General features: G+C 55.1%; 21 protein-coding genes. 10 read left to right on the top strand and 11 right to left on the bottom strand.

Translation table 11 applies throughout. From position 1 onward, the window contains the following. Nucleotides 1–10 precede the first annotated feature (10 nt). From hslO to RZA33_RS17885, 4 genes are all read left to right on the top strand, one after another. Nucleotides 11–886: an Hsp33 family molecular chaperone HslO gene (gene hslO / locus RZA33_RS17900; protein ID WP_317509069.1), complete on the top strand. Its 876-nt coding sequence runs from the start codon at nt 11–13 to the stop codon at nt 884–886. Nucleotides 887–1184: 298 nt separating this feature from the next. Continuing rightward, complete coding sequence (locus RZA33_RS17895) at nt 1185–2741, top strand: phosphoenolpyruvate carboxykinase (protein ID WP_317509068.1); 1557 nt, start codon at nt 1185–1187, stop codon at nt 2739–2741. A gap of 157 nt (nt 2742–2898) precedes the next feature. Further along, a complete protein-coding gene (msrB, locus tag RZA33_RS17890) occupies nt 2899–3396 on the top strand; it encodes a peptide-methionine (R)-S-oxide reductase MsrB (protein ID WP_317509067.1) in 498 nt (165 codons plus the stop codon). A 139-nt stretch (nt 3397–3535) separates the two neighbouring features. After that, nucleotides 3536–4738: an alpha-hydroxy acid oxidase gene (locus RZA33_RS17885; protein ID WP_317509066.1), complete on the top strand. Its 1203-nt coding sequence runs from the start codon at nt 3536–3538 to the stop codon at nt 4736–4738. Nucleotides 4739–4893: 155 nt separating this feature from the next. On the opposite strand, the gene RZA33_RS17880 is transcribed toward RZA33_RS17885, so the two are convergent. The 6 genes from RZA33_RS17880 to RZA33_RS17855 form a co-directional block, all read right to left on the bottom strand. Then, complete coding sequence (locus RZA33_RS17880) at nt 4894–5931, bottom strand: tetratricopeptide repeat protein (RefSeq protein WP_317509065.1); 1038 nt, start codon at nt 5929–5931, stop codon at nt 4894–4896. An 8-nt stretch (nt 5932–5939) separates the two neighbouring features. Continuing rightward, nucleotides 5940–6956, bottom strand: a complete 1017-nt coding sequence (locus tag RZA33_RS17875) for a tetratricopeptide repeat protein (protein WP_317509064.1) — start codon at nt 6954–6956, stop codon at nt 5940–5942. Between the two features lie 28 nt (nt 6957–6984). After that, nucleotides 6985–10272, bottom strand: coding sequence for a hypothetical protein (locus RZA33_RS17870; protein ID WP_317509063.1), 3288 nt, complete (start codon nt 10270–10272; stop codon nt 6985–6987). Next, a complete protein-coding gene (locus tag RZA33_RS17865) occupies nt 10269–11096 on the bottom strand; it encodes a DUF4123 domain-containing protein (protein ID WP_317509062.1) in 828 nt (275 codons plus the stop codon). The genes RZA33_RS17870 and RZA33_RS17865 overlap by 4 nt, the downstream gene beginning before the upstream one ends. Next, nucleotides 11081–13207, bottom strand: coding sequence for a type VI secretion system Vgr family protein (locus RZA33_RS17860; protein WP_317509061.1), 2127 nt, complete (start codon nt 13205–13207; stop codon nt 11081–11083). The genes RZA33_RS17865 and RZA33_RS17860 overlap by 16 nt, the downstream gene beginning before the upstream one ends. 366 nt (nt 13208–13573) lie before the next feature. Then, nucleotides 13574–14434: a LysR substrate-binding domain-containing protein gene (locus tag RZA33_RS17855; protein WP_317509060.1), complete on the bottom strand. Its 861-nt coding sequence runs from the start codon at nt 14432–14434 to the stop codon at nt 13574–13576. Between the two features lie 122 nt (nt 14435–14556). On the opposite strand from RZA33_RS17855, the gene RZA33_RS17850 reads away from it, so the two are divergent. The 5 genes from RZA33_RS17850 to RZA33_RS17830 all read left to right on the top strand — a co-directional run bounded on the left by RZA33_RS17850 (nt 14557) and on the right by RZA33_RS17830 (nt 20452). Further along, on the top strand, nt 14557–14787 hold the full coding sequence (locus RZA33_RS17850; RefSeq protein WP_317509059.1) for a DUF1127 domain-containing protein: 231 nt from the start codon (nt 14557–14559) through the stop codon (nt 14785–14787). Between the two features lie 133 nt (nt 14788–14920). Further along, nucleotides 14921–17272 (top strand): Tex family protein, encoded by a 2352-nt coding sequence (locus tag RZA33_RS17845; protein WP_317509058.1) that lies wholly within the window; start codon nt 14921–14923, stop codon nt 17270–17272. Between the two features lie 149 nt (nt 17273–17421). Next, nucleotides 17422–19062 carry a glutamate--cysteine ligase gene (gene gshA / locus RZA33_RS17840; RefSeq protein ID WP_317509057.1) on the top strand — a complete coding sequence of 547 codons (1641 nt, stop codon included), beginning with the start codon at nt 17422–17424 and terminating at the stop codon, nt 19060–19062. Beyond that, on the top strand, nt 19059–19568 hold the full coding sequence (locus tag RZA33_RS17835) for a disulfide bond formation protein B (RefSeq protein ID WP_317509056.1): 510 nt from the start codon (nt 19059–19061) through the stop codon (nt 19566–19568). Before gshA ends, RZA33_RS17835 begins: the two co-directional genes overlap by 4 nt. 11 nt (nt 19569–19579) lie before the next feature. Next, nucleotides 19580–20452, top strand: a complete 873-nt coding sequence (locus tag RZA33_RS17830; RefSeq protein ID WP_317509055.1) for an alpha/beta hydrolase — start codon at nt 19580–19582, stop codon at nt 20450–20452. Between the two features lie 4 nt (nt 20453–20456). Here RZA33_RS17830 and RZA33_RS17825 read toward each other — a convergent pair whose 3' ends face one another. The 5 genes from RZA33_RS17825 to RZA33_RS17805 form a co-directional block, all read right to left on the bottom strand. Then, on the bottom strand, nt 20457–21137 hold the full coding sequence (locus RZA33_RS17825) for an ABC transporter ATP-binding protein (protein ID WP_317509054.1): 681 nt from the start codon (nt 21135–21137) through the stop codon (nt 20457–20459). Next, nucleotides 21130–21882: an ABC transporter ATP-binding protein gene (locus RZA33_RS17820; RefSeq protein ID WP_317509053.1), complete on the bottom strand. Its 753-nt coding sequence runs from the start codon at nt 21880–21882 to the stop codon at nt 21130–21132. The genes RZA33_RS17825 and RZA33_RS17820 overlap by 8 nt, the downstream gene beginning before the upstream one ends. Then, nucleotides 21875–22957 carry a branched-chain amino acid ABC transporter permease gene (locus RZA33_RS17815; protein ID WP_317509052.1) on the bottom strand — a complete coding sequence of 361 codons (1083 nt, stop codon included), beginning with the start codon at nt 22955–22957 and terminating at the stop codon, nt 21875–21877. Before RZA33_RS17815 ends, RZA33_RS17820 begins: the two co-directional genes overlap by 8 nt. Then, a complete protein-coding gene (locus tag RZA33_RS17810; protein ID WP_317509051.1) occupies nt 22950–23870 on the bottom strand; it encodes a branched-chain amino acid ABC transporter permease in 921 nt (306 codons plus the stop codon). The genes RZA33_RS17815 and RZA33_RS17810 overlap by 8 nt, the downstream gene beginning before the upstream one ends. 63 nt (nt 23871–23933) lie before the next feature. Next, the gene (locus tag RZA33_RS17805; protein ID WP_317509050.1) at nt 23934–25076 is read right to left on the bottom strand and encodes an ABC transporter substrate-binding protein; all 1143 of its coding nucleotides are present in this window, start codon (nt 25074–25076) and stop codon (nt 23934–23936) included. Nucleotides 25077–25519: 443 nt separating this feature from the next. On the opposite strand from RZA33_RS17805, the gene rsd reads away from it, so the two are divergent. After that, on the top strand, nt 25520–26008 hold the full coding sequence (gene rsd / locus RZA33_RS17800) for a sigma D regulator (protein ID WP_317509049.1): 489 nt from the start codon (nt 25520–25522) through the stop codon (nt 26006–26008). Nucleotides 26009–26230: the final 222 nt, after the last annotated feature.

Below are 26230 nucleotides of genomic sequence, written 5' to 3'. Positions count from 1 at the left end.
TTGCCAAATTATGTCCGATCAGATTCAGCGCTTTATGTTCGATCACACCAATGTGCGTGGTGAAATCGTCACCCTAGCGGCTGCCTACCACGAAGTGTTGGATCGCCATGCTTACCCGCCTGCAGTGAATGAGCTGTTAGGCGAACTACTTGCCGCCGTGGCGTTGCTAACCGATACCGTCAAGCTGGATGGCACCTTAAGTATCGAGGTGCGTGGAAAAGGCGTGCTTTCACTGTTAATGGCCGAGTCAAACCCCGGCGGCGAACTGCGTGCCATTGCGCGCATTGGCGAAGAGGCCGCGCTGCCCAGTGAACACGCAAGCTTCCGCGAGCTAGTGGGTGAAGGTCAAATCGTGATTACCCTCGACCCACGCGAGGGGAACCGCTATCAAGGCATCGTGGCCCTCGACCAAGACTCCTTGAGTGGCTGTTTGGAGGCTTACTTCAGCCAATCCGAACAGCTGCCGACTCGGCTATGGCTGGCAGCAAACGGCGAGCGGGCGGGCGGCTTACTGCTGCAGCGCCTGCCGGAAGCGTCGCAAAACCAAGACGTCGATGCCTGGGACCGCAGTGTACAGTTAGCCGATACGATTAAAACCGAAGAGCTGCTCGGCCTTGAACAGCGTGAAGTGCTTTACCGCCTCTACCATGAAGAAACCGTGCGTGTCTTTGAGCCCAAGGCGCTGCGCTTTGGCTGCACCTGCTCGCGTGAGCGGATGAGCTACGCGCTGCAATCGTTGGGCAAAGAAGAGTTGCGGGATATTTTGCGCGAACAAGGGTCGATTGAGACCCAATGCCACTTTTGTCACACGAAATATCACTACACAGCGGCCGATATTGAAATTTTATTAGACGACCCCGAGGCGCCGTCGCCGACAATTCATTAACGGTGTAGTCGAAGCTGCCTGCTCGTGCTGACTGGTGCGCTGCTAGGAGGGCTTGTGGATTCAATGGATTCAAAGTTTCAGGCAAACGACTGTTTTAATTTTTACTGCGCTGCAACACAAAATGTAGTGGTTATGTAGTAGTTTAACTACAAGATATTTGCTCTTCGCCCCCGTTTCCCGGGGGCTTTCTTTTTGCCATAATGCGCGGACTTCAGCGCACCTAGCCCGTTTTGCAGTGGCTAGGATGAATTTTAAAGGCGTCGGTGACGCCCGGTAAATTAGATACCCAGGAATCGACATGACCACGACTCAAGCCGCTCCCCAAGCCCACGTCAATCTCAGCAGCGCCGAACTGATCGAGCGCGCCGTGGTACGTGGCGAAGGCCGCCTGTCGGCCAACGGTGCTCTGGTAGTAAACACGGGCTTACGCACCGGGCGTTCACCGAAAGATCGTTTCATCGTCGACGAACCCTCCACGAGCGGCCAAATCGACTGGGGTAGCGTCAACCAGCCCTTTGATGGCAACAAGTTTACGGCTCTGTGGAACCGTGTAGATGATTACCTGCTTAGCCAAGAAAATTTCGTTTCCGAGCTGCATGTGGGCAGTGACCCAACGCACTATTTACCGGTTCGCGTGACCACTGAAACCGCTTGGCAGAATCTGTTTGGACGTACCATGTTCGTGCGTCCTGAGGCTTATAACCCCGCAGTTAAAGACGAGTGGACGATTCTCAATGCGCCAGGCTTTGCGTGTGATCCCTCTCGCGATGGCACGAATTCCGACGGCTGTGTGATTCTTAATTTTGCCGAGCAAAAAGTGCTGATCGCCGGTATGCGCTACGCTGGCGAAATGAAAAAGGCCATGTTCTCAGTACAAAACTTCCTGCTGCCGGCCGCCGACGTGCTGCCCATGCACTGCTCTGCCAATGTGGGTGAAGACGGCGAGACTTGCTTGTTCTTCGGCCTTTCTGGCACGGGTAAAACCACCTTATCAGCTGATCAAGCGCGCTTCTTGATTGGCGACGACGAGCACGGCTGGGGCGATGGTACCGTGTTCAATATGGAAGGCGGCTGCTACGCCAAGTGTATCGACCTCTCTGAGAAGAACGAGCCGGTTATCTGGAATGCCATCAAGTTTGGCACCGTGCTGGAAAACGTTCTTCTTGATGATCGTCGTGAGCCAAATTATGCCGACGATAGCCTCACCCAGAACTCGCGCGCTGCTTACCCCTTAGAGCACGTTGAAAAGCGCGTAGCGGAAAACCGTGCTGGTGAGCCGAACGCCATCGTGTTTTTGACCTGCGATATGTCCGGCGTATTGCCTCCGGTTTCCGTGTTGTCTAAAGAAGCTGCGGCTTACCACTTCCTGTCGGGCTACACTGCGAAAGTCGGCTCTACCGAAATGGGTTCTTCCGAAGGCTTGGCAGCAACGTTCTCTACCTGCTTTGGTGCACCGTTTTTCCCGCGCCCCGCCCGCGAGTACGCGGATCTACTGATTAAGCGTGTGGAAAAACAGGATGCCCAAGTGTACTTGGTCAATACTGGTTGGACCGGCGGCGCTTACGGTGAAGGCGGCGCTCGTTTCTCGATTCCGACCACGCGTGCCATTATCAGCGCAATTCAGTCAGGCGTGCTGCGCGAGATTGAGACCAAGCACATCGACGGCCTTAATCTGCAAGTGCCGGTCACGGTGCCGGGCGTCGACGCTAGCCTGCTTGATCCCCGCGGAACCTGGCAAGACCGCGCTGCCTATGACCGCCACCTTAAAGAACTCGCATCCAAGTTCGTCGATAATTTCAAGAAATTTGAAGGCGTTAGCGAAGCGATCATTAAGGCGGGGCCCCAGCTGGCGTAAACTCAGTGGGTTTGAAAACCATCACGCCCAAGCCAGTAGCCGAACATAAGCAACGTTAAGTAGTCAGAAATGGGACAGTGCCACGGCGCTGTCCCATTTTTATTGGCGCGGCAGCACGTCAATACGACCCTTGCTGATGATTGGGAGATCGACACTGATGAAACGACGTCAATTTTTAGGCCTGGCAGGACTAACCGGTGTTGTAGGGGCTTTACCAGGACTCTCGTTTGGCTTTCCACGGCTTGATCTAGAAGCCGCGCCCGGATTGGAGAAACTTGAGCTTAGCGAAGCCGAGTGGCGTGAACGGCTTTCTGAAGAAGCCTTTGAAGTGCTGCGCGAAAATGGCACTGAGCCCGCCTTTTCAAGCCCGCTGGATGAGGAGTCGCGAGAGGGCGAGTACCGCTGCGCAGGCTGTGATCTTTTGCTGTTCACGAGTGAAATGAAGTACGACTCTGGCACCGGCTGGCCTAGCTTTTTCGAGCATATGGAAGGGCATTTACTCACTGAGCTCGATTTCAAAATGATATGGCCTCGCACCGAATACCACTGTGCCCGCTGCAACGGTCACCAAGGCCACGTATTTGAAGACGGCCCTGATCCCACCGGCCTGCGTTGGTGTAATAACGGTGTTGCCTTAAGGTTCGTGCCTGTTTAAATGTGAAGGGTGAGAAAAGAAAAATAATCATTAGGAGCATTGCGTGACACATTCTTCCCAACAGCCACATTCTCAAAAGCCATGTTCTCCAAAGGCACATTCTCAAAAGCGATGGCTTCAAAAGCTATGGTCTCAACATATGGGCACTCAAAAAAAGCTCGCTAGCATCCATAACCTACACGATGTTGAGCGGCTGGCGCGGCGCAAATTGCCCCGGCCAATTTTTGGCTATATCGACCATGTTGCTGAGGATGGGCGGACCCAGCGCGCGAACGTAAGCGCTTTTGATGAGTACCATTTTTTACCCAAAGCGTTTGTCAATGTGGCTCAGATTGATCTGCACACCGAGCTTTATGGCAAGCGCTACACAGTCCCATTTGGTATCGCCCCCATGGGGATCAGTGCGCTGTCGGCTTACCAGGGCGACTTAGTGCTGGCGCGGGCAGCAGCGACGCGCAACCTGCCGATGATCATGAGTGGTTCCTCGTTGGTCCCCATGGAAGAGGTGGCCAAGGTGGCGGGCGCTGACTGGTTCCAGGCGTACCTGCCGGGTACGCCGGAAGGTATCGAAGCACTGCTCGCGCGTATTCAGCGGGCCGGCTTCAAGAAACTCGTTGTCACGCTCGATTACCCAGTGCCTCCTAACCCGGAAAACCTTCGCCGTTCGGGGTTTTCTTCCCCGCTGGAGCCAAGTTTGCGCCTAGTCTTCGATGGGGTGATGCGCCCGGGCTGGCTGTGTAATACCTTTCTGCGCACCTTGTGGAAGCAAGGCATGCCGCATTTCGAAAATAACTATGCCGAGCGGGGCGCGCCGGTTATCTCCCGCCAAGCCGCGCGGGATTTTTCAGGGCGGCGCCATTTTGACTGGGGGTATCTCGATTTGGTGCGGCGCCTATGGCCCGACACCTTGATCGTCAAAGGGGTATTAAACCCGGAAGACGCAGTGCGTGCTCAGCAGGCAGGGGTTGATGGGATTATTCTTTCCAACCACGGCGCTCGCCAGTTGGACTGCACCATCTCTCCGCTTCAGGTGCTGCCCGAGATAAAGCGACGCGTCAGCGATATTCCGATTATGATCGACAGTGGCTTCCGGCGAGGCACCGACGTGATCAAGGCGCTGGCATTGGGGGCTGATTTTGTCTTTATAGGGCGTCCCTTCAACTACGCCGCCGCTTGCGCGGGGCAGGCTGGGGTAGAGCATGTCGCCGATCTCTTACAGCGTGAAATTGAGCGTAATATGGCCCTGCTAGGGCTGACCAGCCTTTCACAGCTAGACCGTTCCTGCCTCTACCAACCCACAACCCGCGAGGCACCACCGGCTGCGGCAGACTGCTCTAGGTAAGGCTGCAATTTCTATCCATTCCGAAATACCCCATAAGCGCATGCCTTCATCTTTGGCAGCCTGAATATCCGCGGGTAGCGCCCAGCCATTAAATGACCACATTAGCGGTAGCCAGAATACGAATAGCAAACGCGTTGCTTTTGCCATATCTCTACTCAGAAACCAAAGCGGCGTGGAAATTTAGAGATAGGTGGCTGCCGACCTATCCATTCCGCTTCCGCTTCCGCCTCCTGGCGTTCATTTTCATCCAACTTATCTTGGTTTCGACTCATAAGGCTGCTTGGAGCATTATCGCCACCCAGTTCATGTGATAGGGCATAAAGTATTGCCCATCCTTTAATGGGATCTTCTTCATTGATACAACGTTGATCGGGGGGATAGGACGGATCAAGGTAACACCAGCCTAAACCAAATCGGTTACTATAACTTCCGTTATCTGATGCTTGTACCATCCATCGCCAGCTAGTTTCGAAGTCTTGTTGCTCTCTATTGACACGTTCCATCTGCTCCATGGCGGGTACATAACCCTGCTCAGCCGCACGGCTAAACCAGCTTTCGGCAGCGTCCAAGCGACGACTTTTCGTAAAATACCAGCCTCGTCCGCCCATGATTCGGCGGCCCCACGTGTTTTGGGCTTCGGGAAGCCCGGCTTCGGCGGCACGTTTCAGCCACTTGCTTGCGCGGGTGGGGATGCCCAGCAAATTGTACACAGAGGTTACCCAAGAGGTCTCGAGGTTGGCGTAGATGTAGTACATCGCCAGCATGGCCTCCGGGTCACCGGCTTCGGCTTTGGGTTGGGTGATTTCCAGCGCGGCTTCACGCCAGCCTTTTTCTTGCCAATCATCGCTGCCCTCGGGGCATCTGTCGCCGACGATACAGGCGCCGCCTTGAAATAAGCGAAGCATGGCATAGGGATCGCCTTGTTCGGCAGCCTTTAAATACCACTCCATGGCTTCAGTCGTTAAGCCCATATGACGCAAGCGATGTACTTCAGCCAGGTAGTACATCGCTTCCACATCACCCGCTTCTGCTGCGGGTTCCAAATATGGAATGGTTTCTACCGATATGCCAAGGCCATAGAGGCGCATACCTTCATCTTTGGCGGCCTGGATGTCCGCTGGCAGCGCCCAGCTATTAAATGACCACATTAGCGGTAGCCAGAATACGAATAGCAAACGCGTTGCTTTTGCCATATCTCTACTCAGAAACCAAAGCGGCGTGGAAATTTAGAGATAGGTGGCTGCCGACCTATCCATTCGGATTCCGCTAATGCCTCAGCCTCCTGGCGTTCATTTTCATCCAACTTATCCTGATTCCGATTCATAATACTGCTAGGTGTACTATTACCACCTAGTTCCTGGGACATGGCATAAAGAATTGCCCAGCCTTTAATTCGGTCTTCTTCATTCGTACAATTTTGATCGGGTGCAAAATCTGTATCAAGATAACACCAGCCAACACCTAGGCGTCCTTCGTAACTACCATTGTTTGATGCTTGTACCATCCATCGCCAGCTAGTTTCGAAGTCTTGTTGCTCTCTATTGACACGCTCCATTTGCTCCATGGCTGGCACATAACCTTGTTCAGCCGCACGACTAAACCAGCTTTCGGCGGCGTCCAGGCGGCGGCTTTTCGTAAAATACCAGCCTCGTCCGTTCATAATATGGCGCCCCCATCTGGTTTGGGCTTCGGGAAGTCCTGCTTCGGCAGCCCGCTTTAGCCACTTGCTTGCACGGGTGGGAATGCCCAGAAAATTGTAAACAGTGTTCAATCGTGAGGCATCGAGATTGGCGTAGATGTAGTACATGGCCAGCATAGCCTCCGGGTCACCGGCTTCGGCTTTGGGCAGGGTGATGTCCAATGCGGCTTCGCGCCAGTCGTCACTGCCTTCAGGGCACTCGCCCCCAATGCATGCACCGCCTTGAAATAAGCGAAGCATGGCATAGGGATCGCCTTGTTCGGCGGCCTTTAAGTACCACTCCATGGCTTCAGTCGTTAAGCCCATATGACGCAAGCGATGTACTTCAGCCAGATAGTACATCGCTTCCACATCACCCGCTTCTGCTGCGGGTTCCAAATATGGAATGGTTTCTACCGATATGCCAAGGCCATAGAGGCGCATACCTTCCTCTTTGGCGGCCTGGATATCGGCAGGTAGCGCCCAGCCATTAATTGACCACATTAAGAGCGCTGCAAGCACGCTTTTTTTAAACAACATAACGAACAGTACCTTTTTAATTTTCACGTTAGCGAACCCGTGTGCCACGACTCGTGGAATAAGTCTCACGATATTCCTCAATATCAGTCCCTAATCGGCGAGCAATTTGGTGGTACTTTGACTTCGCATTTACTGTATCCCTACTCCCTTCCCCGGTGCGCTTCATAAACTCATCCAACTCTTCGCGATTATGGCAGTAGGCCTCCACCCAGGAAGAATAACTATCAAGCTGACCTGTTTGGGACATTCTTGCCACGGCGCGCTCGAACAGATGCTCAGCGGCCTCTCGGCTGTAGCGATTGTCCAAATATCCTTGCTCCAGCCACTCCACACACAGGGCAATCGCGATTTGCTGTAGATCGGTGGCCCGCCCTCTATCAATTTTATCTCCATCGATGTCGACGGTAGGGAAAAACCAACCGGGAGAGGTAATCAGTGTATTCAGGAGCGGCCCCAATGCTTCAGGTGGAAGGTGCTGCAACCATGAGGCCAGTTTCTTCCTATCCGTGCCTGTACGATTAACAATGACATACGCCACCATCACCGCTCGGTCGCTCTGGGTCATTAGCTCGTATAAGCGTTTAACACCGTCGATGCCTCGGGCGGCCAGTAGGCTCACATCCAGCAGGGTGGTGGTGGCCAGATAGGAGAGGTGGCTAAAGCCTTCAAAGGCGTCAGCATCTACCCAGTCGACAAATCCGTAGTCATTGTCGCGCAGAGCCTGGCTCAGCATCATCATCCAGAGATTAAGCTGCCGCGGGTCTAGTTCAATCGCGAGTTGTCCGCCAACGCCTACCCCGGCAACCAGTTTGGCGCGAACATACGCAATAAACTTGCCTTGATGAAGGCCCAACCGCATACCCAATTCGGTACCAATGCCGCCGTTGGCCTCCAGCCCCAATATCGCTTTGCCCAGTGAACGCCACGCCTCCAGGTCGTTTCGCTGAGTGCTTAGGGTTAGCCAATCCTGGTCGGCCAGCTGAGGTAGCTGGCGGGTAATATCCATTGGTGGCTTCCAGCGTAACGAGCAGGCGGTCTGCACCCCCAGCGTAGCGCCGGCAAATGCCTTAAGTGCGCCGCCTTCAGCTTCCCGCTTGGCCCACTCTGTCCCGGTTATTTTGACGCCTTTATGGTCAAAGCTCAGCCCCGTTTGAGCAGTAAGCGCGAGTGAGGCACCCGCAAACCCTTTAGCGACAGCGGTTACCTGTAATGAATAACGACCTAAGTTGCGTCGTTCGCCGTCGTTTTCTTGCAAGACGGCATAATAGGGCTGGGCGTCGGCTTCTTCGGGTAAGTTAAACGTCCCCAAGCTGATTTCACCCCGTGCCAGATTGTACGTGCCTTTGATGGAGAGCTGATGGTTCACGCCTCCACTGACCTTCGTTCCTCTAGCGTTGGGATCACGGGTGCTTTGCCAGCGCTGATCGTGAGGGCCGCCCATATTGCGCTGCCTGCCCACTTCACTGTTTCGCTTCGCGCTGCTAGCGGCATTCACCCCAGAGGTTGTCTTCGTTTCCTCTAGCTTAAACACTTCCAGCGTGGCATTGCGTTCGATGAGCGTGACGGGTTCTTCAAAGTGAACCCCCAATGCCTCATTTAGCTCCGTATGTGGCATGCCCACCAAACGGAGCATTTGCGCCTGGGCGCTGGCATCAAACAGGCGTAGTTTTTCTCGGCTGGGACCGGTGAAAATGATTTTTTCGAGGGTGTCTTTCCAGTCAGCTTTGGCCCCCTCATCCTGCAACGACTCGACGACATGGCCCCGAGCTGAAAGGGTGGCATACAGTTGGTCGGGTAGGAAAAAGCCTAGTGGCTCTTCAAACCATTCGGTGTGTCGCAAAATGCGTTCGCAGCCTCGCCGTGCAAGCCAACTGGAAAGGGCCGTTTCGTTGGCTTGCCACAACGTGGCAGGCAGAACGCCATCTTGCTCAAGGTGCCTTTCTACGTTGCTACGCTCGCTATCGGGCATGTCGCGCATTAAGTGCCGCAAGCTGACATGACTGAGAGAGCGTCGCCCCATTGGGGAGCTAAACTCCCTTAGCGGGAAGTCATTGCGCACCAATACATCAATGGATTGTCGTTCGTAGCCAAGCGCATGCCGCTGGTCTTCTATATCTGCCTGCCAGTAAAGCACTCGCTGGGGAACCATGCGTGCTACCTGCTGCTCGGCGGCCTCGTAAAGCGCATCTAGTTGGTTGGTTAGGCGTTGAAACTCTGTTCGCTCTTCCTCGAATAAATGCATCGGAAGCTGAGCTCTACGGGCCGTGGCCGTGGCCCATTCGGATAGTTCATCCTCAACATCTTTGAAAATATCAACCGCTTGTTTAAGCGTACGGTTGTAGTAATCAAAACCGTTGACACCCGGTTCGAGCCGCCCCTGCATACTGGTCGTCGTCACATCGGCCAATGCCCACTCAGGTGTTGCGACGCCTAGGGTTGCCAGGGTGAGAATGCTCATTTGGTACGCAGAGACATCTGCGTCTAATTGCTCGGCTGACGCCTGGAAGTAATCTCTAATCACCTCGCAACGGGATGAGTCTTTGGGCGTCATGGATTCGCAATCTTCTAAGAAAGCTTGATATTCCGTTAGCGCCTCACTCACGGAAAGGAACTCACCAGGGTTTTCTACGGAGACCTTCTCGCGGATGAATTTCTCTCGGCATTGACGATAAGTCTCCAGCGCTTTCTCTATTTCTTCTTCCCAGGCGCCGTAATAGCGACCGCCATCCAGTACGTAGCCAGCCTCTTTAGCTTTATCGGTGCCTGTTTGATAAAGACTATGCAGTTCCGAGATCAAGCGTGTTTCTTCAGGGCGAGTGAGCCGATCCCAGGCATAGGAGCCGGATACAATAAGCGGAGAAATCCACATCCAGCCATTTTCCATGAGCGGGCGGTGTTCACTGACCCGCTGGCCGGCATCGATTTCTTCCTCCTCTTCGGTTTTGTCCGCATTCAACAGCTCGGCTAAACGTTCCAGCTTTTCCTTGGCGCTTTGTCGTTCACTGTCATTGAGGAAGTTTTCCGGGCGGGCAGGTAAAAAACACTCGATGAGGCCTGCATCTTCTGCCAAATGACGTATGCGCTGTTCTGGATCTTCGGTTAGTACCCAGTCAGCTAATTCGTCAGAGGCTTCGTGCAGCGAATCAGCAACGTCTTGGGTTAATAGCCAGAAGTCGCCTGTGCCGGTGAGGTAAATAATGTCAGCCCACTGCTTGGCGACACACATCAAGGGCTCTTCGTCGGGCACCTCGCCTAAATAAGGTTCTAAATTAAATTCATCTAAATTAATGGCGTTGTTTGGCCCGTTCGACGTCATGCTAAGCTCTCCATCGCACTAACACGCTGCTTGGTAGTTAATCTTTGATCGTGAAGTATGTCTTCATGCTGCATCCATATTGACTCATCAGCGTGTTGTATTGCTGCAAGTAAGCGCATCAGATCACGTCCGCGTTTAATGCCGCATCCCGCACATTTTTTTAGCCTTTCCAGCCAGTCTCTTGGCAACTCTTCCAAGGGGGTTTTGGTGGTATCACTCAACCACCACGCCTGTTGGCTTTCCTTCAATGCCGCTTCCATTTCGGCGCTAAGTTGCCATTGCTCTGGTGTTGCAGAGAAGGGCTCATCGGTCTGCCACACCAGCCACTGGCCCTGAGGAGTGGGGGTTGCCACTTGATGCAGAGATTTTAACCAGTGTGAGTAAATGCTGACGGGAGCACTGGCGAGCAGTGCGATCCAGGCCGCAGGCTGCTGAAGATTGATCAATGATTTTCCGCCGTGCGGATCATCAAGCATGAAGAGTGACTGTAAACAATCAGCAGTGCTGTACAGCGTTTCATTGGGCAGCGGTTGGCACACCCATCCCAAACGCTGCTGGCAGAGCATTTTGGCGTAATGCCAAGCTTCACTGCCTACTTCAATATCCAGTAGCCAGGGGCTGGCTTCCAACAGAGGTGACAGCGGCGTACCCGCAAACAGCGCTAGAAAGTCGCGCTTGCCGGAAAGGGATAGCAGTGACCTACACTGATCCGGCGAACGACGCTGGTCGAGTACGACATAAACCGTTTGACCGTGCTTTAAGCTCCCTTCTGGACGATCAACCCGGCGGCTACGCTCGCTAATGTTGCTTAACCAACCGGGCATGGGCAATCCTCACGGGAGCATTGGGTGTTACTCATCTTGCCGCAAATCGGCATAATGACTGCTTCACTCAGTTGGTAATCCCTAAGCTTGGGCAGCGAGGTGGGCGGTATTGCTTCAGGCACCTCCGCCATTGCATGCCCTGGTAGTAGCGGGCTTTCTGTCGCTTGCCCGGCACCATTACCAGGGCTGCCACCAGCGTTAATTTTGACTTGAGGGCCGACGATGGTGATGCCGCTGGCATTAATCTTGATAAAGTTGCCCCCGGCTTTTAGGGTGATTTCGCCGTCGGCTTCGAGGATCGCTTTTTGGCCCGATTTGATGTGCAGTTCCTGGCCACTTTCGCTTAACCAAGCCTCTCCGGCACGCATATGCAGGGTGCCTTCCACGCTTAAATGCTGGGCGCCTTCGGTGTGCTCAAAGCGGTGGCGGTGTACGGTATGATGATCGTCGTTGTCGATCTCGCTGATGCGGTCGTTGTGCACCTTGAGGTGGCTGTCGCGTTTGATCTCTTCCGTGCGGTCGTTAAGGGTGAGTAGCTCCAGGTCTTTTTGGGCATGCAGCCAGATCTGCTCTTCGCCAGTGGCGTCCTCAAAGCGCAGTTCGTTAAAGCCTTCCGACTTATGGCTCTGGGTACGGATCACCGTACGGGTTTTGTTGGCGGGCAGCGGATAAGGTGGCGTGTTCACCGCGTGGTAGGTGCGCCCGGTGATTAGCGGTTGATCGGGGTCGCCCTCTAAAAACGAGACAATGACCTCGTGGCCGATCCGGGGAATCGCCATGCTGCCGTAGCCACCGCCTGCCCAGCCCTGGGCGACCCGTACCCAGCAGCTCGCCGTCTCGTTGGGTTCGGCATAACGATCCCAGGGAAACTGCACCTTGACCCGGCCGTGTTCGTCGCAGTAGATCTCTTCGCCTTCGGGGCCGACCACAAAGGCCACCTGGGGGCCATCGACCCGCGGCTTGGGGTTGGGCACTGGGCGGAAAGTCTGATCCCGGGGCATGATCACCACCTCATTGTGGTAACGGGTCATCAGCTCGCCTGCTTGCGCCGAGGTAGCACTGCTGCCATTGTTTCCCCGCGCCATACCGTCCTCTTCCAGGGCCTGGGGTTGCTCGCCGTGGTGCACCACCGAGACCACCTGCCACGCTTGGTTAAGGCTATCGATATCGTGGTCGGTGAGGGTAAAGCAGATGCCCGGGGCGAGCTCGGGTAAATCACTTTCCGCTTCGGCGGTGGTGGCATCGGCACGCAGGGATTCTAAGCGGTGGCGGGTAAAGGGCTTGCCGGAGGCGTCCTTCTTATAGCGGCCAGGGTAATCAAAGTGCTCGTAATCCTCCCCCTGGGCGTGCTCGCCCAGGTTGGGGGCTTGGTGCTCGTGGATCTGGGCGTAGGCGGGGTTTTTAAAGGTGTAATCTTTAAGCATCGCCGAGGCGGGGCGCACGCGGCTGGCCTGACGCAATTTACGCAGGTGGCGTCGGGGCGGCGTGCCCCCGGCGCGGCCGTGGTAGGTGCGCTCGCCTACGCTGGGCAGCACCACCGTGGCATCGGCAAACACCAACTGGTGCTTGCCACCTTCGGCGTTCTCGCCTTTTTCATCAAACAGATGAAAATAGAAACAGCCCTCTTCGGCGGCTAAGCGCTCAATAAAGGCCAGATCGGTCTCCCGGTACTGAACCAGAAACTCGCGATCCAGAGGCGTGCGGGTGGTGGCAAAGCCGATATCGGTGAGGCTGCGTTCGCGGGCTAAGGTGGTGATGGCGTCAAAAGGCGAGGTGTCCTGAAAGATACGCGAATTATGGCGCAGCGATAGCCGCCACAGCGCGGGACGAATCTCCGCCCGATAGAAGCTGCGCCGGTGCCCCCTATCGCCGCGGTGAAGCTCTGAAATTATCCCATGCACGCGGCGCAGCGGCTCGCCGTCCTGCCAAATGGTCAGCGTGGCGTTTTGATCCAAGCAGTCGCTGGGCGACAGGTCGTGGGTGCGGCTGGCAAACTCAACGGAGAGGGTAAACGGCTCGGACAGCGCTTCACGATGGGTAAAGCGCACCACGGCGGTGTCATCGGCCCCGGGTAGGGTCAGGGTAAATTGTAGGCCTGTATTATCCGCCACGTACCGCTCCTTGGATCGTTATCTGCTAATGAGAAACGATTAGGGTAGCGAGCCGGGGCCAGAGAACAAGGCCTGGAGGACAAGTGACAGGGATCTCTTACACGTTTGCAAGACATCGCTTACAAAATTTTAAGCGATGTCTTACAGATTATGGAACTCAGCAGTGATTTGCTAAAAAAATGCTGCTCTCAGAGTGATGGCAAATCGGGAGATATTTAGAGTGCTGAGGAGCTTCAATTACTGAAGACGAATTGCAAATTGCTCGCTGTTGAGCTGGCCAAGCTGTTTCCGCAGCGGCAAAAGCGTGCGTTGATTAATAAGCGCTGTAAATTGCAGTGGAACCCAAAGCACCAGAACGGGCATAGATTAAAGCCTAAACCCTTCAACGATATGCTCGGCCAAGCTTTCGATAATCGGTGACTGGGTGGAGGAAGTGCGCTGTAAAATGATGGACGCTTCCGGTAACTCGGGGAAGCCCTCCTTTGCGCCCAATATCTGCATATCGGCAGTGACTAAACTACGCATCCAAGCAGAGACTGCCAACCCGGCCCCCACCACCGCCTGCAACGTCGCCAAACTGGGGCTGCTATAAGCGACCCGGTAAGCTTGGCCAGCACGATCAAGCGCATTGCAGGCATGACGACGACAAAAACACGGCGCTTCAAACAGGGCAAGCGGTACCGGTGTTTGTAAATGGGTGCTGTGACTCTCAGCCGAGACCCACACCGTGGCTTCCCGCCTTAAGATGGTGCCAATCTCATCGCCTATCTCTCGCGTCATAATAATCAGGTCCAGGCTGCCTTGTGGCTGCTGGGAGAGCACAGAAGAGGGCGCGCAGTGCACGTCTACATCCACCAGAGGCCAGGCTTGGGAAAAGGTTTTCAGAATGCCGGGCAGAAAGCGCATGACATAGTCATCCGGTACGCCCAGGCGTACCCGACCCACCATGTCGGGTTGGCGCAGAAGTGTTAGCGCTTCACCCTGCAGCGATAGAATTTTGCGCGCGTAGCCAAGCAGCGTATGCCCTTCGCTGGTCAACAACAGCTGGCGGTTTTGACGCACAAACAGCGGGCGCTCAATAACGTCCTCTTCCAGGCGTTTCATCTGCATACTGACGGCCGATTGGGTGCGGTTCACCGTCTGGGCGGCGCGCGTGAAGCCGCCTTGATCGATAACCGCGACAAAGGTGCGTAATAACTCATGATCAATCGTGGGTAGCATAGCCATAGGTATCAATCTTGTTGATGTTTCGTATCAGAAGTATTCGTTGGATTGATCTTAGTCGCTGTTCAATACTCCTTACAACACTTATTTGCTATGCCGTTTTAAGCGGCTATAAGGAGGTTGAGATGGAGCGTTCAGTTGCATGCCATCAAAACGCGCAGCGTCAGCAGGCGGAACCGTGTGTTAACAAAGTGACTTGGCGGGAAAGACTTTATCGCTGGCGGCAGTTGCGTCGCGAGCGCTATGCGTTGCGCCAATTGAGCGACGATATGCTGAAAGATATTGGCATTAGCCGCGAAGCCGTTCAGCGCGAATCACATCGGCCGTTTTGGGATGACCGAGGCTGGCGCCGTTAGCTTGCCAACAGGTGGGATGTCATTGCGTGCGAAGCGAAGCAATCTCGGGGCTATTCTTAAGGCCATGCCAGCCGTGGCGTGTTTGTGATACCTTGTTGGCACTAAAAAATGCTGCATGAGTTAGTTGCAATTTATGGATGTCAATCAGCGTATTATTTCCCGCCTGGCCACTGAGCTAAGCGTAAGACCCGAACAGGTCGCCGCCACGGTGGAACTGCTGGACGGCGGCGCCACCGTGCCGTTTATTGCCCGTTACCGTAAAGAAGTTACCGGCGCACTGGACGATATCCAGCTGCGCCAGCTAGATGAGCGTCTGCGTTATCTTCGCGAGCTGGAAGAGCGCCGCGCTGCGGTACTTGCCACCATTGATGAGCAGGGCAAGCTGGACGGACCGCTGAAATCCAGCATTGACGCCGCCGAGACCAAGCAGCGGCTGGAAGACTTGTACCTGCCGTTTAAGAAAAAACGCCGCACCAAAGCGCAAATTGCTCGCGAAGCAGGGCTTGAGCCGCTGGCGGATGCGCTGCTTGCCGACCCAACGCTCAATCCACAAAGCGAAGCGGAAAATTATCTCCGCCCAGCAGAAGGCGATATTCCAGCCATTGAAGATGCCAAGGCCGCCCTGGATGGCGCCAAGCAGATTTTGATGGAGCGCTTCGCCGAAGACCCCGAGCTCATCGGCCAACTGCGTGAACGGCTGTGGCAAGAGGGCGAGCTCAGCGCCCGGGTGCTGGATGGCAAGCAGCAGGAGGGCGCTAAGTTCTCCGACTACTTCGAGCATGACGAGAAACTCGCCAAAGCGCCATCCCACCGCGCACTCGCAATGTTCAGGGCGCGTAACGAAGGTGTGTTGAGCCTGTCGATCCGTCTACCTGGCGAAGACGAAGCCCCCATTCACCCCGCCCAACTGGCGATTGCCAAGCAGTTCAGTATCAGCGACCAGGGCCGCCCGGCGGATAAGTGGTTAGCCGAAGTCGTCCGCTGGACCTGGCGGGTGAAGCTCTATACAGCACTGGAGACCGAGCTGCTGGGTCGCCTACGCGAACAGGCTGAGTTCACCGCCATTGACGTATTTGCGGCTAATCTAAAAGACCTGCTGCTGGCCGCTCCTGCGGGGCAGAAAGTCACCCTTGCCATTGACCCTGGCCAGCGCACCGGCTGTAAAGTCGCGGTGATCGATGCCACCGGGCAATTTGTCGATCACACCACTATTTACCCCCATGCGCCGCAAAACCAGTGGAATGAAGCCTTGAGCGTGCTGGCTAAGCTGGTGAAACAGCACGGTGTCGAGCTGATTGCGGTGGGCAACGGTACTGCCAGCCGCGAAACCGATAAACTGGCGGGTGAACTGCTTAAAGCCCTGGCACCAGCGCAACGGTTAACCAAAGTGATGGTCTCTGAAGCGGGCGCTTCGGTCTACTCCGCTTCTGAATATGCCTCACGGGAAATGCCGGATCTCGATGTCACCGTGCGCGGTGCTGTCTCGATTGGTCGTCGCTTGCAGGATCCGCTGGCCGAGCTGGTTAAAATCGAGCCCAAATCGATTGGCGTGGGCCAGTACCAGCACGATGTCTCTCAAGTGCAGCTGTCGCGTAGCCTTGAAGTCGTGATTGAGGACTGTGTTAACGCTGTGGGCGTCGATCTTAATACCGCCTCCAGCGCACTGCTTTCACGGGTAGCCGGTCTGAGTGCTGCGCTGGCCGAAAATATCATTGCTCAGCGCAATGTCAAAGGCGCCTTCAAAAGCCGTAAAGAGCTGTTAGAAGTGAGCCGCCTAGGGGCAAAAACCTTTGAGCAGTGCGCGGGTTTTTTGCGTATTCACAACGCCGACAACCCTTTGGATGCCAGCGCCGTTCACCCGGAAGCCTATCCGTTGGTGGAGCGCATCGCCAAGCAGAGCGGTCGTGAAGTACGCGGCTTGATTGGCGATAGCACCGCATTAAAAGCCTTAAAGCCCGCTGACCTTGCCGATGAACGTTTTGGTGTGCCCACAGTCACTGACATTTTGAAAGAGCTGGATAAGCCCGGCCGAGACCCGCGCCCGGAGTTTAAAGCCGCCGAGTTCCGTGAAGGGGTCGAAACACTGAAAGATCTCAAGCTTGGTATGGTGCTTGAGGGTACCGTGACCAATGTGACGCACTTCGGCGCCTTTGTAGATATCGGCGTCCATCAAGACGGTTTGGTACATATCTCGGCGCTATCGGATCGCTTTATCGACGACCCGCGTAGCGTGGTGAAGGCGGGTGATATTGTCACCGTCAAAGTGATGAACGTAGATATTCCCCGTAAGCGTGTTGGCCTATCAATGCGTCTTGATGATGAGCCAGAGGCTGAAAGCGATGCCAAGAATGGCTCGTCAAATAATCAGCAGAATGCGACTCGCAAGCCGTCTCGGCGTCAGGGTAACAGCGCCAAACCAACAGAAGCGCCAGAACCCATGGGTGCATTAGGCGCTGCCTTGTTAAAAGCGCGTGGCGGCAAATAGTCGCGCGCCTTGGAAGCGAACGTGTCTTGTAAAAACGATCGTTGCCGCCATATCCTGTCGTCTATTTTTCTAAACAGCGATGATGGCAATGCCACCTGACAACACCAAGGCCCGCTTTTGGCGGGCTTTACTGACAAGGAGTGTTCACCTTGCCTGAACCACTCACTGTGCCATCCGCGCTGACTGCGCAAGTCGAGCGTCTTATCCCCAGCGCGCGCTTAGGCCGCTTGGGCCGCCTGCGGCGTGGGCTTGAAAAAGAGGGGCTGCGTGTCGATGCCAATGGCCACATTGCGCAAACACCGCACCCGCACGCGCTAGGCTCTAAATTAACCCATCCGCATATTACTACGGACTATTCAGAGTCGCTGTTAGAGTACATCACACCGGTTTACTCGGAACCTAAAGAGGCGTTGTGCTTTTTATCGGACCTGCACACCTTTACCTATCACCATTTGCAAAACGAATGGATCTGGCCGGGTAGCATGCCGTCCAGGCTGTTCGGCAATGACAGCGTGCCGATTGCCGACTACGGCAGCTCCAATGTAGGTACCATGAAGCATATTTACCGCAAAGGGCTGGACATGCGCTACGGTCGCATCATGCAGGCGATTGCAGGCGTTCACTACAATATGTCACTGCCGGATGATATGTGGCACGCCTTGCGCGAGTTGGAAAAAGCTACCAATATCCCTTTCAACGATTACCGCTCCACCCGCTATTTCGGCATGATCCGTCATTTTCGCCGCCATAGCTGGCTACTGCTGTATTTGTTTGGCGCTTCACCGGCAATTGATAAAAGCTTTTTGCCTAATGGCAAAGTGCCTGAAAAGCTTCAGTCACTCAGCGACGATACTTACTTTGCTCCTTATGCGACGACTCTGCGGATGTCGGATCTGGGCTATCAGAACAAAGTTCAATCGCAGCTTAAAATCTGTTTTAACTCGCTGTCTAATTACGTCAACACTCTGCGTCACGCCATTTCTTCACCATGGCCGGACTATGAAAAAATGGGCGTCAATGAGGACGGCGAGTGGCGCCAACTGAACGCTAATATTCTCCAGATCGAAAACGAGTACTACAGCGACATTCGCCCCAAGCGGGTTGCCAAACACAACGAAACGCCCAGCCAAGCCCTCGAAGCCCGCGGCGTGGAGTACATCGAAGTACGCTGTTTGGATTTAAATCCCTTCGACCCCCTGGGCGTTACTGAAGACCAGATGCGTTTTGTGGATACCTTTTTGATGTGGTGCCTGCTCAGCGACAGCCCGTGGATCTCCGATGAAGAGTGTGACCGCTTGGACGATAACCGCCGCTGGGTGGTGGAGCGCGGCCGTGATCCTGAACTCATGCTAATCAACCACGGCGAATCCACCTCGGTTCGCGAGTGGGGTGAGCAGGTGTTCGCCGAAATGGGCGAAGTGGCTCGTCTGTTGGATGCTGTCGAAGAAGGTAGCCCTCACGCGGATGCGCTGGCAAGCCTAGCGCCACGTCTTGCCGACCCATCGCTGACGCCTTCCGCCCAGGTGCTTGAACGGTTAAACGACCACGGCGGTTCGCTGAGTAATTTGATGCTTAGCTTGGCCAAAGAGCAGGCCGCGCAGTTGAAAGCCGAGCCTATGCAGCGCAGTCGAGAAGCATTGCTTGCCCAACTGATTGAGACCTCGCACCAGCAGCAACATGATATTGAAGCCGCTGACCAAGAGACATTCGCTGAGTTCTTGCAGGGTTATTTTGCAAAAGCACGTGAATCCCGCGCTTTATCGCCGTTACCATCTGAGGCTGGTCAATGATGAGCTACTCTTTTCGTTCGATTGCCCTGGCAGGTTTAGCCTTCTGCATTTTGATGATGGCAGTGGCGCTAGGTCTTGAACACATCGGCGGCTTTGAACCTTGCCCGCTGTGCATCTTTCAGCGCGTCGCGGTCATCGCAGCGGGCATTGTGTTCGCTATTGCGGCGATTCATGCCCCGGCAGGGCGGTTGGGTAAAGCCATTTACGGGGGGCTTTCACTCATCGCAGTGGGCGCTGGGGCGTTTATTGCTGGACGCCACGTTTGGCTACAAGGCCTGCCCGCCGATGAAGTGCCAACCTGTGGCCCAGGGCTTGATTACATGATGGATATCTTGCCCATGCAGGACGTAGTGGCCATGGTGTTAACCGGTTCAGGCGAGTGCGCCAATATCGATTTCTCCCTGCTGGGCCTCTCGCTACCCGCTTGGACGCTGATCGGCTTCGCTATTTTGGCGATTGCCCCGCTGCGTATGCTGTGGTTATCAATACGTAAGCAGTCGCTTTAAAGGAATGTGGCGTGCTTTATCAACACTTTGCGACCCAAGAAGAGATCGATCGCGCCTACGACCCAATGCTCGGTCGAGATCCAGTGGTGTTGGTAAAGGAGTGGCGTCAGCGCAGTGAGGCGTCACGGGCGCGCCACAGTGCCAATCACAAAATAAGTCTTGATTTGCGCTATGGCCCAATGCTTGCCGAGCGCATGGACATCTTTCATGCCGATACGCCTAACGCACCGCTGCATGTGTTTTTCCACGGCGGTTACTGGCGTTCGCTAAGCCATCGCGAACTTAGCTTTATCGTCGATGATTTGGTGAAAGCCGGTATCACCGTGGCGGTGGTCAACTACGCGCTCTGCCCGCAGGTGCGCTTTAGTGAGGTTGTGCGGCAGAGCCAGGCCGCAGTGGCCTACGTATACAAGCATGCCGCTGAATTAGGCGTTAATCCTGGGCAGCTGAGTATTTCGGGGCATTCGGCAGGTGGGCATCTATGCGCGATGCTCATGTCGACGGACTGGGAAGGCACTTTCGGTTTACCCAACCAACTGATTCGCGGCGCGCTGTGTATCAGTGGTCTTTACGATCTTCGGCCTTTTCCCTGGTCGTGGCTGCAACCCAAGCTCCAGCTTAGCGGGCGCGATGTTCAGGAGTTCAGCCCCGTATGGCTGCCGCGTCGAGTGCCGGCGCCTGTAACACTGGTAGCAGGGGGCCTGGAGTCAGAGGAGTTCGAGCGGCAGATGAGTCGCTATGCTGAGCATTTGACCGAACATTTAAGAGATCAGGGCCAGCATGTGACCCAGCAGCTGCTTCCCGATGTCGATCATTTCTCGATTCTTGAGCACTATCTCGACGATGGCTGCTTTGTCGAATGGATCGAAGCGTTTCACGCGTGACCACCTAAACGCCCAGATAGCGGTCTCTAATAGTGCCATCCAGCGCCTCTGGCTTACCCTCCCACACGCTGCGACCCTTCTCCAAGATAGTGCAACGGTCAGCGATGGGCAGAATTTCGCTTAACGACTTATCCACCAGCAGCGTCGCCTGGCCTTGCTCCTTGAGTAGGCGAATCGCCCGCCAGATCTCTTGTCGGATAACCGGCGCCAAGCCTTCGGTGGCTTCATCCAGTACCAGCAGGCGTGGATTGGTCATTAGCGCACGGCCAATGGCCAGCATCTGCTGCTCACCGCCGGAGAGGGTGTTAGCCATTTGCGCGTGGCGCTCCGCTAAGCGGGGAAATAGCGTTGCTACTTTCTGCAGTGTCCACTCGCCTGGGCGTGCCGTCACCAGCAGGTTTTCGCGCACCGATAAGTTGGGAAAGCAGCGGCGACCCTCGGGTACCAAGCCCAACCCCGCTTTGGCGATCCGATAAGCAGGCAGGCGGCGCAGGTTTTGAGATTCAAACTCAATGCGGCCGCGGCTGGCCGGGGTCAGGCCAAATATCGAGCGGATGGTGGTGGTTTTGCCCATGCCGTTACGCCCCATTAGGGCGACCAATTCTCCGGCGTTGACTTCAAGGTTGACACCAAATAGCGCCTGGGAGGGGCCATAAAAGGTTTCAATATCGGTCACTTTAAGCATCTGAATCTCCCAGGTAGGCTTCGCGAACGCGCGGATCCTGCTTAATCGCGTGACTGTCGCCATGGGCGATAATGCTACCGGATACCAGCACCGAAATACGATCAGCGAGACGAAACACCGCTTCCATATCGTGCTCAATGAGTAGAATGGGCACTTCCCGTTTTAGCGCTTCAAGCAGCTCAGTCAGTTTTGCCGAGCCCTCTGGACCCAAGCCTGCCATGGGTTCGTCCAGCAGCAGGGCGCGGGGCTTGAGCGCCAGGGCACAGGCCACTTCTACTTGGCGGCGCTCGCCGTGAGAAAGCTTAAACACAGGTGTCCAGGCACGGTGGCTAAGCTGCATACGCTCTAGCGCCTGATAAGCAGGCGCAAGCAGGTGCTGGTCGCGGGCGACGGGCTTCCAGAAGCGAAAGCTGTGACTCTGCAGCGCTTGAATCCCCATCATCACATTGCGCATTACCGATAGTGGCTCGGCCAATGAGGAGACCTGAAAGCTACGCCCCAACCCTAGCCGTGCCCGCTGGGCGACACTCATGCTGGTGATCTCCCGGCCTGCTAAGTAAACGCTCCCTTCATCAGGGCGTATATTGCCGGCGATTTGGCCGATCAGGGTCGACTTTCCCGCGCCGTTGGGGCCAATCAGGGCGTGAATTTCCCCTGGCTGAAGATCCAGTGAGACATCGTTGGTCGCCTGGAGTGCGCCAAAGCGCTTATGCAGATTTTGCAGTGAAAGGACGCTCTCACTCATTGCGTTCCCTCCCGGCGAGCCATCCCAGCACACCGTGCTTGGCAAACAGCACCACTCCAAGCAGCACTAGCCCCAGGAAAAGCTGCCAGTATTCGGTGATACCGCCTAGCAGTGTCTCCATCATCACAAACAGCACCGCGCCGGCCAGGGGGCCATATAGCCGCCCCACGCCGCCTAAAATGACGATTACCATGAGCTCACCAGAGAAGTGCCAACTGAGCATTGACGGGCTAACAAAACCATTCAGATCGGCATAGAGCGCGCCTGCCAGCCCGGTAATTGCTGCCGAAATAACAAACGCCACTAGGCGAATAGGGTAGGGGTTGATCCCCGCTGTCGCCAAGCGTACATCGTTGAGGCGCGCCATGGTCAAGGCGGCACCAAAACGCGATTTCATCAGTCGCGAGGTGATGGCCATCGCCAGCACAAGCCCAGCGAAGCAGATTAGAAAGTAAGTAAGCGCATTACTGCTATCGACTAGCGGTAGCGTATTGCGAATATAAATGGGCAGGCCATCCTGGCCGCCGTAGGTTGGCCAGGAGTTGGCAAAGTAGTAAATCATCTGCGCGAAGGCGAGGGTGATCATAATGAAATAGACCCCCGTAGTACGCAATGAAATAGCGCCAATGGCCAGCGCCAGCAGTGCACTCAGCAGAACAGCGACCAGCCACACCACTAGCATGCTATCGCTGCCCGGCACGGTGAATGGCCAGCTCATAAACGGTGTTAAATCGAAGGCGTGGAAGGCGCTGATGCCCGCTATGTAGCCGCCCAGACCAAAATAGGCGGCGTGGCCAAAACTCACCATACCGCCATAGCCAATGGCTAAATTAAGGCCAACGGCCGCCATGGCAATAATGGTGATACGCGAGGCCAAATTGACGTAATAAATTTGGCCTGAGAAGTAAGCCGCCATCGGTAGCAGTAACAGCAGGCCGAGCAGAGCCATCTGAACCAAGCCTTTACGGTCAAAGTGGCTATCCGGCCTGGTCGCTAACGCAGAGTCGGCAGTGGTGCCCGGCGAAGCACTATTAGACAGGGAAGCGCCATTAGACGTGGAAGTATTGTTAGTCATGAGCAGAGAACAGCCCCTTGGGCTTAAATGCGAGGATGAGGGCCATAAGGATATAGATCAGCATCGCGGCCAGCGCTGAGCCGACCCCCGTTGCCTCTGAAGGCGGCATGAACGTTTGAAAGAAGATGGGCAAATAGACCCTACCCAAGGTATCGACAATCCCCACCAGTAGCGCGCCAAGCAGCGCGCCTTTAATCGAACCAATACCGCCAATCACTATGACGACAAAGGCCAGAATCAGCACCGGCTCCCCCATGCCCACCTGCACCGACTGCAGCGCGCCCACCAAAGCCCCGGCTAAGCCGGCAAGCCCTGCACCTAAGGCAAACACCAGCGTATAGAGTTTTGAAATATTGATCCCCAGCGCCCCAATCATTTCGCGGTCGCTTTCGCCTGCCCGAATGCGCATGCCTAACCGCGTTCGCGAGATAAGCAGGTAGAGGGCAATCGAAATAGCGATACCCACGCCAATCAGCATAAGCCGGTAGATGGGGTAGCGGGTATCTCCCGGCAGAGTAACGAACCCGGTTAGCCAAGAGGGTGGGCTCAGCCATAAAGGTGATGAGCCGAAGATCCAGCGTGTGCCTTCTGAAAAAATCAGAATAAGCGCAAAAGTGGCCAGTACCTGGTCAAGGTGGGGGCGGTGATAAAGCCTGCGTATCACCAGTAGTTCGACTAATGCACCCACCGAGGCCGCCGCCGCTATACCGGCGCCCAATCCCAATAAAAAAGAGCCTGACGAAGCCGTCACCGTCGCCGTGGCGTAGGCACCCACCATATAAAAGGAGCCATGGGCGAGATTGATTAACCCCATGACCCCAAACACCAGCGTAAGGCCGCTAGCCATCAGAAACAGCATCGTGCCCAGCTGCACGCCGTTAAGTAATTGCTCAATCAGCAGAGTAACCGACACGGTAGGTATCCTTAGCGCGGTAAGAGAATAAAGGCTGGGTGAATACACCCAGCCGAGGCGAGCTTACATCTGGCACTGCTCAAAGTAGACGTCTTGAATATCCTCAACAGCGATACCCATCAGGCGATTGGTGGGCTCACCATCGTCGCCCTCTACGACTTCACGCACGTAGATATCCTGGATGGGGTGCTGGTTGGGGCCAAAACGGAACTCGCCGCGCACGCTGTCAAAGTCGGCGGCCCGCAGCGCTTCGCGGAAGGCGTCTTTGTCATCAGGATGGGCGGTTTCAAGTGCGCTAAGGATCAAATTGGCGGTGTCATAACCTTGCGCCGCATACAGCGTTGGCATGCGGTCATAGGCGGCCTGGAAGCCCTCTACAAAGCGGTCATTGGCTTCGTTTTCCAGGTCATATGCCCATAGCGAGGTATTGCGTGCGCCAATCGCTGCACTGCCTACGGCTTTGATAAGAATTTCATCAAAGGAGAAGGCGGCGCCAAAGAGCGGCATATCAACACCGGAACTCTCCCACTGTTTCATAAACGAAATACCCATACCGCCGGGTAAGAAGAAGAACAGGCTGTCGGCATCGCTATCGCGAATCTGGGCAATTTCAGCGGCGTAATCGGTCTGGCCCATTTGGGTGTAAAGCTCGCCGACGACTTCGCCTTCATAAAGGTGCTTGAAGCCTGCTAAGGCGTCGGTGCCGGCAGGGTAGTTGGGCGCCATAATGATCGGGCGCTCGTACCCCTCTTCACGCATATAAGCACCCATCGCGCCATGTAGGTTGTCGTTCTGGTAAGCCACATTGAAGTAGTTCTCGTGGCACATCCTTCCGGCTAAATCGGAAGGCCCTGCATTAGGCGAGAGATAGAAGGTCCCCTGACGCACTACTGACGGTACAACAGCCATCGCCAGGTTCGACCAGATAATCCCGGTCAGAATATCGACTTCATCTCGCTGCATAAACTCATTAGATAAGCTGCGAGCCAGATCCGGGCGTCTAGCGTCATCCTGGATCAGAACTTCCACATCGTCCCGGCCCGACTGCTCGAGCGCCAGCATAAAGCCATCGCGAACGTCCACACCCAAGTGCGAACCGCCTCCAGACAGGGTGGTGATCATGCCAATTTTGACGTCATCAGCGTGAGCGGTGACCAGGCTTGAGGAGAGCAGTAGGCCAAGGCCCAAGCGCGTTATCTGTTTCATGGTATGTTCCTTGTTTTAATTAACCCTTGCCGCATTTCCTGACGTACGTCATCTTGCTGAAATCTATCGTTTAGAACAACAAAAGCGGCGACTATTTGGTCGCTGTTAGGTTAGAGCACGCCATGTTATAGCCTATCGAGTGAGCGGTGTCGTCTTACATCAAAGCGATGCGTGTTTTCTATACGCCATAGCCTGCCTGCGGCTGTGCTCGCAATGGTGGCCGGAAGATGAGAGCAGCGATAGCCGCAGAAATATGGCAAAATGAGCCGCTAGAGAACGCTGGTTATCAGTCATAGAAGAAAGCGTTATGGGCAGTGAACTTTTAGTACCAAGGAAACCGTACTTGCTGGGATTGACAGCGGTAGTTGGAGGCGCGACTCTAAGCCTGTTCGTTATTCTAAGCGGTTAATAGTAGTTAAAGGTGAGTTTAAGGAGAAAGCCCCATGCTCGAAGATTGTAAAAATGCCCTGGAGCGCTGGGGAGGCGTGCATACCCTAATTGATCGCTGGCTGGACCAGCGTCGTCAGCTATTGGTCAGCTTTATCGAGTTGAAAGAAGCGTGTGATGCTGAACTGGAAGCAGTGAGCAAAGCGCCCATCGATACGTTTAGTGAAAAGCTAATGGATTACATCAGCGCCGGTCACTTTGAGATTTACCCCCAGCTTTCGGAAGAGGCACGGGCCTTTGGCGATGAGGGCGCCCTGGTCATCGCGGAGAAGTTGCTAGAGCGTTTAGACATGTCCACTGAAATGGTATTGGAGTTTGATACCGATTTTGGCTCCACGCTCAGCTGCGAGCAAAATATTGCCCGCCTGCCTGCCTGGATCGACCGCTTAGCCCGCGGCCTTACTGAACGCTTCGCGCTGGAAGACCAGTTAATCGCGCGCTTACACGCCGTTCATAGCCCGCAGCACACCAAAGCGCCTGCTTAACGAATCAGCTATCTATCGCCTGGCCTGGTAGGAGCCCAATTCATTGGGCGACCAGCAAGAATCGGAGCGCCGAGGGTGAACGCTACTAAATAGCCTGATCGCCCGACAAGTCGAGCTCCACAATGGCTGAGTGCGAGCACTAGGTTTTGTAGGAGCGCAATTTATTGCGCGATCAGCAAGGATCGAGCCGCCGAGAGTGAACGCTGGTAGACGGCCTGATCG

This window comes from Halovibrio sp. HP20-59 (assembly GCF_033052795.2).
Lineage (GTDB): Bacteria > Pseudomonadota > Gammaproteobacteria > Pseudomonadales > Halomonadaceae > Vreelandella.
This window is presented reverse-complemented; position numbering and strand designations above follow the sequence as displayed.

Excerpts from the sequence above, each read along its gene's own strand:
- hslO (WP_317509069.1), top strand. The coding sequence starts at position 11 with ATGTCCGATCAGATTCAGCGCTTTATGTTCGATCACACCAATGTGCGT.
- RZA33_RS17895 (WP_317509068.1), top strand. The coding sequence starts at position 1,185 with ATGACCACGACTCAAGCCGCTCCCCAAGCCCACGTCAATCTCAGCAGC.
- msrB (WP_317509067.1), top strand. The coding sequence starts at position 2,899 with ATGAAACGACGTCAATTTTTAGGCCTGGCAGGACTAACCGGTGTTGTA.
- RZA33_RS17885 (WP_317509066.1), top strand. The coding sequence starts at position 3,536 with ATGGGCACTCAAAAAAAGCTCGCTAGCATCCATAACCTACACGATGTT.
- RZA33_RS17880 (WP_317509065.1), bottom strand. The coding sequence starts at position 5,931 with ATGGCAAAAGCAACGCGTTTGCTATTCGTATTCTGGCTACCGCTAATG.
- RZA33_RS17875 (WP_317509064.1), bottom strand. The coding sequence starts at position 6,956 with ATGTTGTTTAAAAAAAGCGTGCTTGCAGCGCTCTTAATGTGGTCAATT.
- RZA33_RS17870 (WP_317509063.1), bottom strand. The coding sequence starts at position 10,272 with ATGACGTCGAACGGGCCAAACAACGCCATTAATTTAGATGAATTTAAT.
- RZA33_RS17865 (WP_317509062.1), bottom strand. The coding sequence starts at position 11,096 with ATGCCCGGTTGGTTAAGCAACATTAGCGAGCGTAGCCGCCGGGTTGAT.
- RZA33_RS17855 (WP_317509060.1), bottom strand. The coding sequence starts at position 14,434 with ATGGCTATGCTACCCACGATTGATCATGAGTTATTACGCACCTTTGTC.
- RZA33_RS17850 (WP_317509059.1), top strand. The coding sequence starts at position 14,557 with ATGGAGCGTTCAGTTGCATGCCATCAAAACGCGCAGCGTCAGCAGGCG.
- RZA33_RS17845 (WP_317509058.1), top strand. The coding sequence starts at position 14,921 with ATGGATGTCAATCAGCGTATTATTTCCCGCCTGGCCACTGAGCTAAGC.
- RZA33_RS17835 (WP_317509056.1), top strand. The coding sequence starts at position 19,059 with ATGATGAGCTACTCTTTTCGTTCGATTGCCCTGGCAGGTTTAGCCTTC.
- RZA33_RS17825 (WP_317509054.1), bottom strand. The coding sequence starts at position 21,137 with ATGCTTAAAGTGACCGATATTGAAACCTTTTATGGCCCCTCCCAGGCG.
- RZA33_RS17820 (WP_317509053.1), bottom strand. The coding sequence starts at position 21,882 with ATGAGTGAGAGCGTCCTTTCACTGCAAAATCTGCATAAGCGCTTTGGC.
- RZA33_RS17815 (WP_317509052.1), bottom strand. The coding sequence starts at position 22,957 with ATGACTAACAATACTTCCACGTCTAATGGCGCTTCCCTGTCTAATAGT.
- RZA33_RS17805 (WP_317509050.1), bottom strand. The coding sequence starts at position 25,076 with ATGAAACAGATAACGCGCTTGGGCCTTGGCCTACTGCTCTCCTCAAGC.
- rsd (WP_317509049.1), top strand. The coding sequence starts at position 25,520 with ATGCTCGAAGATTGTAAAAATGCCCTGGAGCGCTGGGGAGGCGTGCAT.